Here is a 14,259-nt window from a genome sequence, read left to right on the forward strand (position 1 = left end):
AACACCACACCTGGAGAAGAACCTTCATGATCATCGACTGTCACGGCCACTTCACAACCGCGCCGCCCGCGCTCGGACAGTGGCGCGAGCGCCAGATCAAGGCGTTCGAGGATTCGGGCGCGCGAGTTTCCCCCGACGAGTTGCACATCGGCGACGACGAGATCAAGGCCGCGATCGAACAGGGCCAGCTCAAGCTCCAGCTCGAACGCGGCACCGATCTCACACTCTTTTCGCCCGGCGCGGGAAAGATGGCCCACCACTACGGCGACGAGCAGACCAGCCTGGTCTGGTCGCAGGTCAGCAACGACCTCATCGCCCGGGTGTGCGGCCTGTTCCCGGACCGTTTCGCCGCGGTGTGCCAGCTTCCGCAGTCTCCCGGTGACGCGCTGGCCTCCTCCATCCGCCTGTCGTCCGAAGAACTCGAGCGCTGCGTCGAGGAACTCGGATTCGTCGGCTGCCTGCTCAACCCGGACCCGTTCGACGGGTACTGGCAGGCACCGCCGCTGACCGACCGGATCTACTACCCGCTCTACGAGAAGATGGTGGAGCTGGATGTGCCCGCGATGGTCCACGTCGCGATGTCACGCAACCCCGCCATCCAGGGCACCTGCGCGCACTACCTCAACGGCGACACCGCGGCCTTCATGCAGCTGTGCCAGTCGGACCTGTTCACCGACTTCCCGACACTGCGGCTGATCCTGCCGCACGGCGGCGGCGCGGTCCCCTATCACTGGGGCCGCTACCGCGGGATGATGCAGGACCAAGGCCGGCCACCCCTGCAGGAATCGTTGCTGCACAACGTTTTCTTCGACACCTGCGTCTACCACAAACGGGGCCTCGAACTGCTCACCGACATCATCCCCGCCGAGAACGTGCTGTTCGCCTCCGAGATGATCGGCGCCGTCCGCGGTGTCGACCCGGAAACCGGGCACCGCTTCGACGACACCAAGGCGCTGCTGGACTCCATCGACTCCATCAGCGACGACGACCGGCAGGCGATCTACGGCGGCAATGCGCTGAAGGTGTTCCCGCGCCTGGCGAGCCGCGTTGCCAACCACGACAAGCAAAAGGAGATCGCGCGGTGAAGGTCTACGAAGCGCTCGCAGCAGCGTTCGCCGCCGAGGGCACCACGGATGTGTTCGGCATGATGGGCGACGCCAACATGCACTGGATGAACGCGTTGGCCAGTCGCGGAACGCGCCTGTACGAGGTGCGCCACGAGGGTGCGGGACTGAGCATGGCGCACGGGTACGCCCGCGCATCCGGCCGGCCCGGCGTCGTGACGACGACCAGCGGCCCCGGTACCGCGCAGCTGGCAACGTCGATGATCGTGGCGAGCCGGGCACGCATCCCGCTGGTCGCGTTCTGCGGGGAGACGCCGTTGGGTGACACCGGCGCCGTCCAGTACCTCGACCAGCAACGGTTCGCCGCCGCGATCGAGTGCGAATTCCTCCAGGTGACCAAGGCCGAGTCGGCCGCAGAAGTGGTGCAGCGCGCCTTCTACCTGGCTCGCACCCAATCCCGGCCGGTGATGATCAGCGCACCCTTCGACGTGCAGCTGCAGGAGTTCGAGGACGACATGCCGTACGTCCCGTCCACCGAGCTGCTCCGCACCCCCAAGCTGCTGCCGCACCCGACCCAGATCCAGCAGGCGTGCGAAATCATCGGGGCGAGCAAACGAGTCGTGATCGTCGCCGGACGAGGCGCCCGCAACGCGGACGCGGGCGAGCAGGTCCTCGCACTCCAGCGTCGCACCGGCGCCCTACTCGCCACCACGCTGCAGGCCAAGAACTGGCTGAGCGCCGAAACCGAGTACCACGTGGGGATCGCGGGCCTGTTCGGCAGCAGGCTCGCGATGGAGCTGCTGCAGGAGGCCGACTGCGTGGTGTCGGTGGGCGCGAGCCTCAACCACTACACCATCGAGAGCGGGTACCTGTTCCCGGAAGCGAAGTTCATCCAGATCGACACCGCACCGCACCTGGTGATGGGCAACGGTCAGGTCGCCGACTGCTACATGCAGGCCGACGCGGTCACCGCCCTCGACGCCCTGACAGGCGCGCTGGGGGTTCGCGGTATCGAGGTGGAAGGCTTCCACACCCCCGAGGTGCACAGCCGGCTCACGGCCCCGCTGATCGACCCGGCCGAGTTCCGCAGTGAGGCTGGCCTGCTCGACCCGCGCGAGGCGATCTCGGTGCTCGACGCCGAACTTCCCGGCGAGATCGGGCTGGTGCTCGGCAGCGGACACCAGACGGACTTCGGCACGATGCTCTTCCAGCGCTCCCGCGAGATCACCTCGAACTACGGCATGTTCGGCGCCATCGGTCAGGCACCGCTGCTGACCATCGGCACCGTCGTCGCCAACGGCGGCAAGCCGACGTTCGTGGTCGAAGGCGACGCGAGTTTCCTGATGCACCTGTCGGAGTTCGAGACCGCCTGCCGCTACGGGCTACCGGTGCTCGTCGTCGTCATGAACGACCAAGCCCTCGGCGCCGAGTACCACAAGGCGAAGGCCAAGGGCCTCGATCCCGAGCTCGCCGTAATCCCCACCCCCGAATTGGGCACGGTGGGCCAGGCCCTCGGCGGCGGCGGCGCGACAGTCCGCACAACCGACGAATTGCGCGCCGCGCTGGCCGAATACGTCCGCAACCCGCGGCCCACCATCATCGACGTTCGCATCACCCGCGACGTGCTCAGCGTGCCCTACCGCCGCATCCAGTACGGCGACGACGTGTGACCGCGGACAGTGCTGACCACCAACGACAAGAGGAGTCGGAAATGAAGATCGTACTGGGCCGGGACGACCTCGCCTCCGCGGCCGTCGAGGGGGCCGCAGCCGCCGGTGCCACACCCGAACGTGTCGACGTGCGGCCCGTGCACAAGGCATCACGCGGTTTCGTGAACGACGCAGCGGCGGACGTCTGCGAGCTGGCCGTGGTGACACTGCTGCAGGCCGCCGCCCACGACAAGCCGGTGGCGCTGCTGCCGGTCACCATGCTCGGCCGCTACCAGCACCAAACCCTGGTGACCATGGGCGATCTGAGCGTCGACGATGTGCACGGCAAGAGCATCGGCGTGCGCTCGTGGAGCCAGACCACCGGGGTATGGCTGCGCGGATTCCTCAGCGAGCAGTACGGCATCGATCTGACCGAAATCAACTGGCAGACATACGAAGGCGGACACGTCGACGGGGCCACCGATCCGGCATGGGTCACGCGCGCACCCGAAGGCGCCAAACTGCAGGCCGACTTCCTCGAAGGCCGGCTCGACTACGGGATCATGGGTAACGAACTGCCCTCCGACGACCGGATCCGCACCGCCATTCCCCACGCGCTCGCGGTCGCGGCCGAATGGGCCGCGCGCAAGGGATTCGCTCCCATCAACCACGTGGTCGGGTTCAGCGCGGCGGCGGCGAACGAGGACCCGAAGGCCGTGCTCGCGGTCTACGACGCATTGGCCGCGGCCACTGCGGCCGACGGCCCGACGGCGGGTCCGGTGGATCTGAGCCCCGTCGGGTTCGACGGTCTGCGCGGGCCCGTCACCGACGCTTCTCGTTACGCCTACGAGCAGGGGCTGCTGCCGCGCCGGGTCGAGTTCGACGAACTCGTCGACCGCACCTGCGCCGCGCTCGGGGTCGCCGCGTCGCGGCTCGGCGGCTGAACTACTCGTTCCTTCTGAACACGAAAGGCTGAACATGAATACGCTTTCGGTCGCACTCGGGGACTACCCGCACGTGCAGGCGTTGCTGGGTGGCGACGTCGCGGTGGACGGCTACACAGTGGAACCCGTCGAGGTCAGCCCGATCATCGGCGCCTACCGGCGGATGATCCGCGACCTCGAATTCGACGTGTGCGAACTCGCGCCGACCTCCTACCTGATGGCACTGCAGGCCGGGGTTCCGCTCACCGGGATCCCCGTCTTCCTCAACCGCCGCTTCCACCACGCCGACGTGCAGTGCGGTTCGGCATCGGGAATTCGATTCCCCGCCGACCTGAAGGGCACACGAATCGGTGTCCGGGCTTACACGGTGACCACCGGGGTGTGGATGCGCGGCATCCTGCGCGACGAGTACGACCTCGACATCGACACGGTCAAGTGGGTCGTGGACGACGACGACCACATCGAAGGCCGTGCCCCGGCGAACGTCGAGCGCGTCACCGACGGCCGCTCGCTCGGCGAGTTGCTGCGTGCCGACGAGATCGACGCCGCGTTCAGCGGCAACGCCGGCACCGGACGGGCGGGGGCTCCGCGGGCGGGGTGGTCGGCGGCGGCCGAGCAACCCGCGGCCGACGACGGGCCGTACCCCTTGTTCCCCGACCACGAGGTGCTCGCCACCGACTGGTACCTGCGCACCGGGATCTATCCGCTGCACTCGGTGATCGCTATCCGACGTGACCTCGTCGAGCGTGATCCCGGGTTGCCCACCGCGCTCTACGCCGCATTCGCCGAGAGCAAACGCCGGCAGATCGAGGCCGATCCACAGTGGTCGGCGCTGCCGCGGCTGGGCAAGCAGGCCAGGCAGATCCGAAGCGACCCGATCCCCTACGGTCTGCACGCGAACGACGCGAGCGTGCGAGCGCTCGTGAAGTTCTCGCGGGACCAGGGCCTGCTCGATCCGGACTTCTCCGCCGATCCCGCCCTGCTGTTCGCCAAGGGCGACTACCCGGACGCCTGAGCCGGCCCACCAACCGAGAAAGGTCCAGACCATGGACATCGTCGACACCCACTGCCACATCATCACCGACGACGTGACCCGCTACCCGCGGGCCCCGATCGGCGGGAAGCAGTCCGGCTGGGCCACCACCCGGCCGGTCACCGCGGACGGCATGGCCGAGCGCATGGACGAAGCCGGGATCGGTCAGGCCGTGCTGGTGCAGGCCACCACCGCCTACGGCTACGACAACTCCTATGTGCTCGACAGCCGGGCGCAGCGGCCGGACCGGTTCATCGCGGTCGGCACAGTGGACCCGTTGCGGCCCGACGCCGCCGACAACCTCGAGGCGGTGGCCGGCGACGGTGGCCTCGCCGGGGTGCGGCTGTTCACCAGCGGAAGCACGGTGCCCACCCAGGGCGAGTGGTTCGCCGCGCCGGAGACTTATCCCTTCTGGGACAAGGCCACCGAGCTCGGCGTCACGGTGTGCCTGCAGATGCGGCTCGGACCGGCGACCGAGCAAGTGCACCAGCTGCTGCACCGGTTCCCCTCGGTCCGCGTGCTGCTCGACCACATGGGTTACCCCGACATCGCGGCCTCGCCCACCGACGCCGGCGAAGCGGTGGCGGAGCTGGCCGTCCATCCCGGCCTGCACCTCAAGCTGACCCACCGCAACCTCGAACCTCTCCACGACGCCGGCGAAAAGGCCTCTGGTTTCCTTGATCCGGTGCTCGCGGCGTTCGGAGCGCACCGGATCGCGTGGGGTTCCAACCTGCCCGCCGCCGAACAGTCGCTGCCTGAACTCGTCGCCCTCGCCCACAAGGTACTGGCCGACGTACCCGAGCCCGAACGCCGCGAAATCTTCGCGGGCACCGCGCGACGGCTGTATCCCAGCCTGGCCGGATAGGACGCTGGCAGAGCTGATATAGGTCGAGCCCCCCACGTGCGTGCCGTCCGCTGCCGATGTCCGCCGAAATCCGGCGGACGGCACGCATTTCCACAGCTCCACCCCTGACAGAGGTGATCACCACGAGCAACCATGAACCAGAGCCCGGCCCCGGGATGGGCCGATGACCATTCTCTCCGGCCTCCGCGGGCAGACCTTCGCGTCCCTCCGCAGCACCAACTTCCGCCGTTACATCACTGGTCAGGCAATTTCCCAAGCCGGCAAGTGGATGCAAACCATCGCCCAATCGTGGCTTGTCCTCGAGCTCTCCGACTCCGCCACCGCGATCGGCGTGGTGATGGCGTTGCAGACCGTGCCCATGCTCCTCGTCGCCCCGTATGGCGGGGTAGTTGCCGATCGACTCGACAAGCGGCGCCTGATGGTTGCCCTGCAGACACTGATGGGCGTGCAAGCACTGATCCTGGGAATTCTCACCGTCACCGGAACAGTCCAGCTCTGGCACGTCTACGTTCTCGCGCTCGTCCTCGGCCTGAACCAGTGCTTCGAAAACCCGACACGCCAATCGTTCCTGCTCGAGATGGTCGAGGCCGATCACCTCCGCAACGCCGTCAGCCTGCAATCGGTGCTCAACTCGACGGCCCGGATGATCGGGCCCGCCGCCGCCGGACTCGTCATCGCCGCCGGCGGTGTCGGTCTGTGTTTCCTTCTCAACGCTGCAAGTTTCGTGGCGGTCGTCGCCTCCCTCCTCGCCCTCGACGTCGCACAGCTGAACCCGTCCCCACCGACGGCCCGGGCCCGCGGTCAGCTCCGCGAAGGACTCGCGTACGTCCGACGCTCCCCGCAGCTGGCCGTGCCGTTGACCATGATGGCCCTGATCGGCTGTTTCGCCCTCGAGTTCCCGGTGGTTCTGCCCGTGATCGCCGACCAGATCTTCGACGCCGGGCCGGGCGCATACGGCTTCATCACGGCCGCGATGGGTGCAGGATCGGTGGTGAGCGGACTCGCCGTCGCAGCCTGGGGCCGCACCGGGACCCGGCCGCTCGTGTTCACGGCAATCGCTTTCGGCGCCCTCCTCCTCGTCGCCGCCCTCGCCCCCAATCTGTGGGTCATGCTTGTAGTCATGGCCTGTGTGGGAGCATGCAGCGTCGCCTTCACCTCCACGACCAACAGCACGCTGCAACTCGCCGCCGCAGCGACCACACGCGGGCGGGTGATGGCCTTGTTCGGCATGGCGTTCATCGGATCCACAGCAGTAGGCGGACCCATCGTCGGATGGGTGTGTCAGCAATGGGGCGGCCGCGCAGGACTACTCCTCGGGGCCATTGCCTGTCTCGTCGCCGCAGCCATCGCAGCACCGCGTCTCAGAGAATCGCGGTAGTCGAGCCCTACCTGGTACCTAGTCGTGCGCCTGCTCCACGACCCAGGCTGCGACCTGTGTCCGGGAGGTGAAACCCAGTTTGGCCAGGATGTGCTCCACGTGCCCTTGCGCGGTACGGGGTGAGATCACCAGGCGGTCGGCGATGGCGTGGTTCGTCAGGCCTTCGGCGATCAGGTCGGCCACTTGGCGTTCCCTCTTGGTCAGTCGCGGCGACGCGCCGGTGGCCGGCGTGGAGGCGGCGGGCTGTTGCTCGTGGAGGGCGTAGGCGATTGCCGCATCGAAGTTCAGGCTTCGGCCCTTGCGGTAGGCCTCCTCGAATACTTTGCCTCCGAGCCGTTTCCGAGCTGCCTGGTCGCAGTTCTGTTGATATACAAAAAGATTGGAATGTATGACCACGGCACTGCCCACCGACCGCGCCAGCCCTTCCGCGGCTCCCATCAGCAGTGCGGCCCGAGCTGCATCGCGCCGCTCGCACGCGATCCAGGCAAGCGCCTCGAGGCAGGCTGCGGCGAAGCGGGGGCTGCGCACTTGCCGGGTCAGCTCCAGCGATTGGTCGAGAAGCCGGATCGCGCGATCGGCGTCACCCTGCTGCCAGACCGCAATTCCCAGGGCCCACAGCGAATGCGATCGATACACCTTCTCGCCGTGCATTTCCGTGATTGCGAGAACACGCTCGAGGCTTTCGACAGCCCGCTCCGTCGAGCCGGACAGTCCATAGGTCGTCCCCAACAGGTAGAGGGCGCTGGTTTCGAGTGTGCGTTCCCCACGTTCGCGGAACTCTGCGAGCGCGGTGTCGAGGCGAGAGCGGGCCCGTTCGAGATCACCGTTGTAGAGCGCCAGCGTGCCGTCGGCGTCGGCGACGAGAGCGCGCATCATCGGATCACTCGTGCGGGCGGTGAGAGTCCGCGCCTCCGCCACGAGCGCGGCCCCGGACTCGAGATCCCCTTGTACGTCGGCCATCACGCTGGCGCAGTAGAGCGCCTTGATCCGGTCGACGGTCGGTTCGACGGGGTAACGAGCCAACAGGTGGTCCAGCCAGCGCCGGCCCTCGTTGTAGAGGCCTTGGGATGTCCAGAACCAGCGGAGTGCGGCGGCGGTGCGCAGGCCGGCGGCGGGGTCGTCGTCGATGCCGAATTCGAGGGCCTCCCGCAGATTCGGCTGTTCCCGCTTCAGCCGGGCGATCCAGTCGAGCTGACGGGCGCTGATCCACTCGGCCTCCGCATCGAGCGCCAACGCCTCGTACCAGTCCCGGTGTCGGCGACGCAAAGCCAAAGCCTCACCGGTCTGCGTGAGCTTCTCGAAGCCGTACTCGCGGAGGGTCTCGAGCATCCGGAACCGCACTACCGACCCGTACTCCTCCCGGATCAGGATCGACTTCTCCACCAAAGACGTCAGCGTGTCGAGCAACTCGCCCGGGTCGAGGTCGGCGCCGCACACCCGCTCCGCGGCATCGAGTTCGAAGCTTCCCGCGAACACCGCCACCCGCCCCCACACCAGTTGTTCACCGGCGGTGCACAACTCGAAGCTCCAGTCGATGCACAACCGCAGGGTCTGTTGCCGCGTCGGCGCACCCCGGCTGCCGCGGGTCAGCAGGGCGTAGCGGTCGGTCAGCCGCCCAAGGATCTGCTCGGGCGACATCGCTCGCAACCGCGCCGCCGCCAACTCGATCGGCAGCGGCAACCCGTCGAGCCGGTGACAAATTCCCGCCACCGCCGCCGCGTTCTCCTCGGTGAGCGCGAACCCCGGAACCGCGGCAGCGCCGCGTTCGACGAACAACGACACCGCATCGTATTTGGGCAACCCGCGCAGGGAGGGCTTCCGCTCGGGATCCGGGACGGCCAGCGGGGGGACCCGCAGCACCGCCTCCCCACCGAGGCCCAGGGGTTCGCGACTGGTGGCGAGAATCCGCAGCCGCGGACAGGTGTACAACAGGGGGCCGGCGAGTTCGGCGACCGCGTCCACCATGTGCTCGCAATTGTCGAAGATCAACAGCACCTGTCGCGGTGCAAGGAACTCGATCAGCACCTCCCGCAGCGGCCTCACCGAGTGGTCCCGCAATCCCAGCGCGCCCGCGATGGCGTCGACCAGCGACGACTCGTCGCGCAGTTCGCCCAACTCGACCAGGCGCACACCGTCGTCGTACTCGCGCTGCACAGCCGACGCGATCCGCATCGCCAGCCGCGTCTTGCCGACACCCCCGATCCCGGTCAACGTCACCAGCCGGGACCCGGCCAGCAGGTTCTTCGCCTCGGTGAGCTCGTGCCGGCGGCCGACGAAACTGGTCAGTTCCAGGGGAAGATTCCCCGTCGCGCCCGGAGTGGAGGTACCTGCGCGACCCGGTCGTACGTCTTGGCTTCTCCGGTTGTTGCCCTGTGTGCCGGGTTCGGCTCGTAGGGGCATCTCGTCGACCAGGAAGCCGTGGGCGCGTTGCAGGGTTCGCAGTTCCTGCCCGAAGTCGGCGGCAGTGGCCGGGCGCTGACCGGGCTCACGAGACATCGCACGGGCGACAACAGCGGACACGTCGTCGGGGATTTCGTGCTCACGCAGATCGGGCGCCTCCGTTGTGGTGATCCGCAGAAACTGCGCGACCACCTGCTCACCGCTGCGACGCTCGAACGCGGCATGCCCGGTGAGGGCACTGAACAGGGCGGCGCCGAGGCCGTAGACGTCGGCCGCCGGAGCCGGTGGGTCCCCTGCGAGCACCTCCGGCGCGGTGTAGGCGGGCGACCCGGTGACGGCACCGGTGGCGGTCTCGAAGCCGCCGCTGATGTGCGCGATGCCGAAGTCGGCCAACTCCGGCTCGCCGTAATCGGTGAGCAGGATGTTCGCGGGTTTGACGTCCCGATGCAGGACACCCAGTCGGTGCGCCGACTCCACCGCGCCCGCGATCTTCACCCCGAGCCTCAACGCCTCCTCCACCGACAGCGGACCGTGGCGGCGGATCCGCACGTCGAGGGAATCCTGCGAGTGGTACGGCATCACGATGTAGGGACGGCCGCTGTCGGTGGCGCCGACCTGCAGAATGTTGACGATGTTCGGGTGCCCGGTCAGCCGCCCCATCGCCCGCTGCTCCCGGAAGAAGCGGGCCCGGTTCTCCTCGTCGAGTTCCACGGTGAGCACCTTCACCGCCACCGTGCGATCCAGGTCCGCCTGCGTGCATCGGTAGACCACGCCGAAACCGCCGCGGCCGATCTCCTGAACGTCAGCGAAACCAGCTCCACCCAGTTCGGCGGCCGGGGTCGGCGGGTACCTCTGAGTGTCGAGCGGATCACCTTCACCCATCGAACGGTCTACTCACTCCGCCGGCTCGTGGTTCCGCACACTGGTCCCGACGACACAACCAGCGCAGATACAACCGTGGACTCACCTCTCGATAGCGTCCTGTCGAGGATATCGCTAACGCCGTCCCACATCCGGAGTTGAGCATCGGTCGCGGCACGGCGACCGCCGAGCAGCACAGCGAGGACACGCCGTCACCGGCGTGACGCCCGGGTGGAGCCCCGGACGACGAGGCGTCCGTGGAGGTGCCCTGGTGGGACCGGCCGGTCCAGGTTGTCGAGGCGGTTGACCAGCAGCGTGACGGCTACGCGGGCAAGGTGTTCGGGCTGTAGGTCCACCGAGGTGATGGGGGGCACGGCGGATCTTGTGTGCTCCGAGTCGGAGCCGCCGACGATCTGCACGTCGCCGGGGACGTCGAGCCCTCGTTCCCGGACCCGCGCGAGCACCCCGGCCGCGTGCCGGCCGGTGAGGCAATACACCGCGTCGGGTGGGTCGTTCCGGTCGAACAGTTCGTCCGCGGCTTCGCGTCCGCCGGCCTCGCCGGTGGTCTCGGGCCGGATGGCGACCAGGGCGTCCTGACCGCGCGTCGCTGCCCACTCGCGGTAGGCGGCCTCGGCGCCCAGGTTCCACGAATTGGAATCGGTGCCGGCAACGAGAGCCACTCGTGTCGCCCCCGCATCCTCGAGGTGCCGCAGCACTCGGCCGGTCATGAGTTCGGTGTCGGTGTCGAGCCAGGCGTCGTAGTCGGCCCTCGCCGGATCCCTGCCGACGGACAGGAACGGCACGCCTTCCCCGAGGAGCATCTCGATGAGGGGGTCATTCGTGACAGGTTCCGTGATCAGGAACCCGTCACAGGCGAGGGCGGCGGCGGGTGACTCGTCGCGCGTCGGATCGGACACCAGCATGAGCCCGTATCCGAAATCCATCGCGGCCAGAGCCGCCGAACCCGCGAACCGCAGGAAGTAGTCGACACCCTCTGGGAGAGACGAATCCAGTGTCTCGAGTGGCCGGAGCACGAGGGCGAGCACGCCGAGACGGTTGCTCCGCAGGCCCCTCGCCACCACGTCCGGCCGGTAGCCCAGCGACTTGGCGGCCGAGCGGACACGCTCACGCGTCGCAGTGGCGACGACGCCTTTGCCGCTGAACGTGTGCGACACCGTCGTGGTCGACACCCCCGCATGCCGTGCCACGTCGGCGATGGTGGGCCTCGACCGCTTCTCCGTCATTCACCCAGGCTACCAACACCGCAACCTGCACCAAATCGATTTGCAAATTGCCTCGCGCAACTCTTGTCCAAATCGATTTGGTTCCGTACGGTGACCGGGGTCACGCCACAGATCGGCGATTGCGCCCACCAGCCGCACATCCGTGCTCATCTATCCGGAGGACCCCATGGCATCGACAAAAGCAGATCCGCGTGCGGCGACGCCCGGCGCAACGACGCCGGCCGACCGCGCCGGGCGGGTGGAGACACACGGCATCGACTTCATCCCCGACAGCGAACGGCACGGCCGCGCCCGGGACCTGTTCGCGGTGTGGGCGGCGCCCAACGTGAGCTACCTGGCCCTGGTCGTCGGCGGCGCACTGATCCTGATGGGCCTGTCCTTCTGGCAGGCGCTGGCGGTGATAGTGGTCGGCAACCTGTTCTCGATCCTCACCGGGATCGTGGCCGCCAGCGGACCCGCGTCGGGCACGCCCAGCGAGGTGATCACGCGGGCGATCTTCGGCATCCGCGGCAACCGCGTGAACATTCTCGTGACCAGCTGGTTCATCAGCGTCTGCTACCTGGCGCTGAACTGGGCGGCCGCGTCCTACACGGCCTTCCGGCTCGTCGAACGGTTCGGGATCGACGCGACCACCCCCGTCAAGGTCGTCATCATCCTGGCGATCGCCGCCGTCACGCTGGCCATCGGCGTGTACGGGCACGCCACGATCGTGCGGCTCTACCAGCCGCTGGCCCTGGTGCTGACGTTGATCTTCGTGGTGATGGCCGGATACGTCCTCGGCAACGCCGACTGGGGCTACCAGCCTGCGGAGGCACTCCACGGAATCGGCCTGTGGGCGACGGTCGCCGCGGGTGTGTCGATCGTGGCGTCGGCTCCGCTGTCCTACACCAACAGCGCGGACTTCGCCCGCTACCTGCCGACCACCACGTCACCGTTCTCGGTCACCGCGTGGACGGCGCTCGGCGCGTTCGTCCCCAGCGTGCTGTTCACCGCGCTCGGCGCACTGGCTGGCACCGGACTCGACATGGCCGACCCGCAGATCGCACTCGAGACCATTCTCCCGGCGTGGTTCACGCCGATCTTCCTGCTCGCCGTCATCTTCGGCACCATTGCCAACAACGCGATGACCGCGTACAGCTCCGGACTCGCCCTGCAATCGGTCGGCCTGCGCCTGCGCCGTTCGCGCAGCGTCCTCCTCGACGGCTCGATGGGTGTGGCCATGACGCTGTACGCCCTGCTCGTCTCCAACTTCCTCGACACCGTCAGCAACATGATGCAGCTCGTCGTGACCGTGATGGGGCCCGTCATGGCCGTGTACGTCGCCGACGTCCTGTTACGCCGCAACCGCTACGACGGCGTCGAGCTCGGCAACGAAACCAGCAGCAGCCCCTACTGGTACAGCGGTGGAATCAACTGGGCGGGAACGGTGGCCGTCTTCACCGGCATCACCGCGGCCGCGCTCTGCGTCGCCGCCCCGATCTACACCGGTCCGGTCGCGAACGCCGTCGGCGGCGTGGACCTGTCGCTGCCGGTCGGGTTGATCGTCTCCGCAGCACTGTACGTCGCGCTGATGCGCTCGTACCGAACCCGCTGATCGACTGTGATCGGCCGGCACACAGCACTATTCACACCAGCACCACAACGAGGACTCCGATGACCGAGACCAGCACTGTCCACACCCACGTCTGCGTGGACGACACCCGGCCGCGCGAACGCGGCATCGCCCGCGGCACGCAGCTGCGCACCGACCTCCCCGCGTCCGTGGAACTGTATCTACGCCTGTTCGACACGGTCGGCGTGAGCGAGTCCCGGACCCGCGACAGCGCGCACCGCCTCGCGGATGTGCTGGCGGCGTGGGGACCCCGGTACCTCGAGGAGATCGAGGGCATCGCTGCCGGTGCCGGCCTCGAGCCCTGGCACGTGATGGCTCTGAACGGCCGGACGGAGATCCTGTCCCAGGCGACCGGGGCCCGTCCCGGCGAGTGCTCCACGATCGCGTACGCACCCGCGGATCGTCCGTCGGCGCCGTTCGGTGTCCAGACCTGGGACTGGCACGAGGAACTGGACCCGTACTGGCACACCCATCAGGTGCGCGGAACCCGCCACAGCTACGTCGGGCTGACCGAGCACGGCATCCTCGGCAAGATCGGGATGAACAGCGCAGGTCTCGGCGTCTTCTTCAACATCCTCGGCCACCGCGACGACGCACCGGCCGGGATGCCCGTGCACGTTCTGTCGGCGGCGGTCCTCGGTGAAGCCGGAACTGTCGACGAAGCCCTCGAGCTGCTGCGTTCGGCACCGATCGCGACCTCGGGCGCATTGACCCTGATCGACCCCGACACCGTCGCGTGTGCCGAGGTCAGCCCCGTCGGCGACGCGACGCTCCGCCCGAGCGACGGATTCTTGACGCACACCAACCACTTCCTCGACCCGGCCAACGCCGCCCGCGAGAAGACCGGTCTGTACGAGCCTGATTCGCAGGACCGCTACGGCCTGATCGCCTCCCGGCAGCAGCGGTACGCCGAGCCGACCGTCGCCGATCACCTCGTCGAGTACCTGTACTCCGATCCCGGACAGCCGCAGCTGTGCTGCGTCCCCGCGCCGGACGCCGTGTTCGGTCAGCGCTGGGCCACCCTCGCGACAGTGCTGCTCGAACCCGAGCACCGCCGAGCCCGCATCCTCGCCGGCACCCCGCTCGATGCCCGCCGAAGGTCGTGGACCACGCTCGACGCCGCCTGCGTCGTAAACGGGTGACGTCGGTCGAAAAAGAATTTCGCGAGTGTGTCGATCCATGTCACTCCCCGTTCGACCTGAGGATGAG

10 protein-coding genes are annotated in these 14,259 nt (G+C 68.0%); 8 read left to right on the plus strand and 2 right to left on the minus strand.

Annotated features, from left to right (window positions below):
- Positions 1-26 precede the first annotated feature (26 nt).
- From ACFWAY_RS04840 to ACFWAY_RS04865, 6 genes are all read left to right on the plus strand, one after another.
- Positions 27-1,085 carry an amidohydrolase family protein gene (locus ACFWAY_RS04840; protein ID WP_378509959.1) on the plus strand — a complete coding sequence of 353 codons (1,059 nt, stop codon included), beginning with the start codon at positions 27-29 and terminating at the stop codon, positions 1,083-1,085.
- Positions 1,082-2,734: a thiamine pyrophosphate-binding protein gene (locus ACFWAY_RS04845; RefSeq protein ID WP_378453060.1), complete on the plus strand. Its 1,653-nt coding sequence runs from the start codon at positions 1,082-1,084 to the stop codon at positions 2,732-2,734. The genes ACFWAY_RS04840 and ACFWAY_RS04845 overlap by 4 nt, the downstream gene beginning before the upstream one ends.
- 41 nt (positions 2,735-2,775) lie before the next feature.
- Positions 2,776-3,657, plus strand: coding sequence for a hypothetical protein (locus ACFWAY_RS04850; RefSeq protein WP_378509960.1), 882 nt, complete (start codon positions 2,776-2,778; stop codon positions 3,655-3,657).
- A gap of 34 nt (positions 3,658-3,691) precedes the next feature.
- On the plus strand, positions 3,692-4,672 hold the full coding sequence (locus tag ACFWAY_RS04855; protein ID WP_378453058.1) for a 4,5-dihydroxyphthalate decarboxylase: 981 nt from the start codon (positions 3,692-3,694) through the stop codon (positions 4,670-4,672).
- Positions 4,673-4,703: 31 nt separating this feature from the next.
- Positions 4,704-5,555, plus strand: coding sequence for an amidohydrolase family protein (locus ACFWAY_RS04860; protein WP_378453057.1), 852 nt, complete (start codon positions 4,704-4,706; stop codon positions 5,553-5,555).
- A gap of 163 nt (positions 5,556-5,718) precedes the next feature.
- Entirely contained in the window at positions 5,719-6,933 is a 1,215-nt protein-coding gene (locus ACFWAY_RS04865) for an MFS transporter (protein ID WP_378509961.1), read from the plus strand.
- A gap of 18 nt (positions 6,934-6,951) precedes the next feature.
- Here ACFWAY_RS04865 and ACFWAY_RS04870 read toward each other — a convergent pair whose 3' ends face one another.
- The gene (locus ACFWAY_RS04870) at positions 6,952-10,215 is read right to left on the minus strand and encodes a protein kinase (RefSeq protein ID WP_378509962.1); all 3,264 of its coding nucleotides are present in this window, start codon (positions 10,213-10,215) and stop codon (positions 6,952-6,954) included.
- Positions 10,216-10,406: 191 nt separating this feature from the next.
- On the minus strand, positions 10,407-11,438 hold the full coding sequence (locus ACFWAY_RS04875) for a LacI family DNA-binding transcriptional regulator (protein ID WP_378453054.1): 1,032 nt from the start codon (positions 11,436-11,438) through the stop codon (positions 10,407-10,409).
- A 166-nt stretch (positions 11,439-11,604) separates the two neighbouring features.
- On the opposite strand from ACFWAY_RS04875, the gene ACFWAY_RS04880 reads away from it, so the two are divergent.
- On the plus strand, positions 11,605-13,032 hold the full coding sequence (locus ACFWAY_RS04880) for a purine-cytosine permease family protein (RefSeq protein WP_378509963.1): 1,428 nt from the start codon (positions 11,605-11,607) through the stop codon (positions 13,030-13,032).
- A gap of 59 nt (positions 13,033-13,091) precedes the next feature.
- Entirely contained in the window at positions 13,092-14,192 is a 1,101-nt protein-coding gene (locus tag ACFWAY_RS04885; RefSeq protein WP_378509964.1) for a C45 family autoproteolytic acyltransferase/hydolase, read from the plus strand.
- Positions 14,193-14,259 lie beyond the last annotated feature (67 nt).

The organism is Rhodococcus sp. NPDC059968 (assembly GCF_042738615.1).
Classification (GTDB): Bacteria; Actinomycetota; Actinomycetes; order Mycobacteriales; family Mycobacteriaceae; genus Rhodococcus_F.

Bases quoted from the DNA above. Each gene is read 5' to 3' on its own strand.
- ACFWAY_RS04840 (WP_378509959.1), top strand. From the start codon at position 27: ATGATCATCGACTGTCACGGCCACTTCACAACCGCGCCGCCCGCGCTC.
- ACFWAY_RS04850 (WP_378509960.1), top strand. From the start codon at position 2,776: ATGAAGATCGTACTGGGCCGGGACGACCTCGCCTCCGCGGCCGTCGAG.
- ACFWAY_RS04855 (WP_378453058.1), top strand. From the start codon at position 3,692: ATGAATACGCTTTCGGTCGCACTCGGGGACTACCCGCACGTGCAGGCG.
- ACFWAY_RS04860 (WP_378453057.1), top strand. From the start codon at position 4,704: ATGGACATCGTCGACACCCACTGCCACATCATCACCGACGACGTGACC.
- ACFWAY_RS04865 (WP_378509961.1), top strand. From the start codon at position 5,719: ATGACCATTCTCTCCGGCCTCCGCGGGCAGACCTTCGCGTCCCTCCGC.
- ACFWAY_RS04870 (WP_378509962.1), bottom strand. From the start codon at position 10,215: ATGGGTGAAGGTGATCCGCTCGACACTCAGAGGTACCCGCCGACCCCG.
- ACFWAY_RS04875 (WP_378453054.1), bottom strand. From the start codon at position 11,438: ATGACGGAGAAGCGGTCGAGGCCCACCATCGCCGACGTGGCACGGCAT.
- ACFWAY_RS04880 (WP_378509963.1), top strand. From the start codon at position 11,605: ATGGCATCGACAAAAGCAGATCCGCGTGCGGCGACGCCCGGCGCAACG.
- ACFWAY_RS04885 (WP_378509964.1), top strand. From the start codon at position 13,092: ATGACCGAGACCAGCACTGTCCACACCCACGTCTGCGTGGACGACACC.